Raw genomic sequence first — 2070 nt, forward strand, 5'->3', positions numbered from 1 at the left:
GCGTGGGTGCGTCCGACTGATCTGATCGCGTCGAGTACCGCCAGGATCGCGGGCCTCGGCATCAACTTTCAGACCGAGCTCGCGCACCGTGCCCGCCGCGCGGCGGGTCAGACCTACCGGGCGACTCGGAATCATGCCCGTGACATCCGGGATCACCGAGCGGCACCTGCGGGGTCTGCGGTGTTCGAGTCGTTCGATGTGTTCGAGCCGCAGGATCGGCCGCGCTCCTCGTCGTGGTTGCGGCCATCTGGAATCGGGCTGGGGTGAGCCGCCATGCGCAGAAGACGGTGGCGCGACGGGGTTGGTGGGGAGCCGGTGCGCACCTGCTTGTCAGGAGGTGCCACCATGCCACAACGAAACACTCCACGCCGCGACGGTCGCGGGCGTGGGTTCGAGAACTCAGAACGACTCCGCGAACTCCTCACCCGCCTCAACACCGAAGGGCCCGACGCCTGGCGGAATGACCCGGCCGCCGCTGAACTCATGCGGCACGCGGCCGACAAGTACGCCGCCCTGGCCCGCAAGCACGGCCTCGATCCGTGGGAGGCGGCGACGGCGGCGTTCGAGGCGATGCGCACGCCCTCGGTGCGGCGGGCGGACGATCCCTGGGCGGTCATCACTCGCGCCGTGCAGATCACCTGTATCGCAGAAAGCCGCGCCAACGGGCTGCTGTGCTCCGTGCATCAAGCGCGCAGGCCCAGGTATTCGAGTTTCCATGACGCCGAACGCTTCTCCGACCGCGAAAACCCCCTTACCGACTATCACCCCGCGTTCCGCGCCGACCCCTTCGCAAACGATGACGACGACGGCGAAGACGACCGCGGGGAGGTGTCGGGGTCGACGGGGGTGGAGTCAGCGGTCGAGGACACGATCGCGTTGCTGTGCTGGTACGGGTGGGACCCAGAACTCGCCCGCGCCGCAGTCGAGTGCATCTGCGCACGCCTCGCAGAATCCATCTCCCGAGCAGGAGCATACGAGTCACTACGACGTGACCAGCACGCCCGCGCCCTGCTCGACATCCCCGCACCGTCCTGGTACCGGCTGCTGCGGATCATCCTCGGCGCCCCCGACCTACACCTGGCCGGTACGAACGCGGGCCGTGGGGTGTTGCTGCGGCTGCTGATCGGTGAGTCCTTGGCATACCTCATGGACGACACGGATTTGGGTGCGGCAATCAGAGTCGCAGCCCCCGGCGTGATGCGGGGCCGGTCATGAGCGAGCCGGGGCATATCGAGCTGGAGCGTGCCGTGGATTCGATCTGGGCCGGCCGCCGTCACCGCGAAGACTACGGCGACCTCGACTCGCTGGTGGAGTCGATCGCTCGGGATGGGCTGTTGCAGCCGATCACGATCACCCCAGACGGGATGCTGATCTGCGGTGCCCGGCGTTTGGCCGCGATCCGCCGGCTCGGGTGGAAGACGGTGAACGTGTGGGTGCGCTCCGGTATCTCTACGACCCTCGGGCAGCTCCTCGCCGAACAGGACGACAACCTCCTACACAAGCCCCTCACCCGCACGGAGGAAGCCACCCTCTACGCCGAGCTGAAAGCTCTCATGGTCGAGGATGCGACTGGCCGGCAGGAAGCGTCACGGTTCACTTCGAAACAGGAAAACCCCAGGTCACACGGTGGGGCCACGGTGGCCCCACCGTCGGCTGGGGGTATCGGGAAGACCCGCGAGCAGGCCGCGCTTATGGTCACCGGCCGCAACGCGTACACCTCGCTTGAACGCATCAACGAGTTGCAGCATCTCGCCGCTGACCTTGCACAGCCCGACGACGTAAAGCGGCGGGCGCGGGAGGAGCTTGACCGGATCGATGCGGGCGGGTCGATCACCGGAGCGCAGCATCGTATCCGCGCCGCGCAATCCCTTGCGGAACTCGACGCCCTCGCGGGCGACCCTGGACAACCGGCAGGCATCCGCGACGCCGCCGCCGCAGGAGCTGCCCGTCTTCGCGAGCTCGCAGACACGGCGCGGCCTGCGGACCTGGAACGTCTCGCGGAACTCGCTGTCGAGCGTGCGAAGTCTGCGACGAAGAAGCGCCCCGCCCAGCTCGCATCAGCACGGCTCC

At 67.9% G+C, this 2070-nt stretch carries 2 protein-coding genes and 1 pseudogene; all 3 read left to right on the forward strand.

Annotated features, from left to right (window positions below):
• Positions 1 to 267 (forward strand): annotated as a pseudogene (locus FM113_RS18125) (hypothetical protein); the annotation flags it as partial.
• A 78-nt stretch (positions 268 to 345) separates the two neighbouring features.
• Positions 346 to 1215: a hypothetical protein gene (locus tag FM113_RS08605; protein WP_087013593.1), complete on the forward strand. Its 870-nt coding sequence runs from the start codon at positions 346 to 348 to the stop codon at positions 1213 to 1215.
• On the forward strand, positions 1212 to 2070 hold an 859-nt coding region (locus tag FM113_RS08610; protein WP_087013595.1), incomplete at its 3' end, for a ParB N-terminal domain-containing protein. The genes FM113_RS08605 and FM113_RS08610, both read left to right, overlap by 4 nt.

It is taken from the genome of Leucobacter sp. 7(1) (genome assembly GCF_900163635.1).
Lineage (GTDB): Bacteria > Actinomycetota > Actinomycetes > Actinomycetales > Microbacteriaceae > Leucobacter.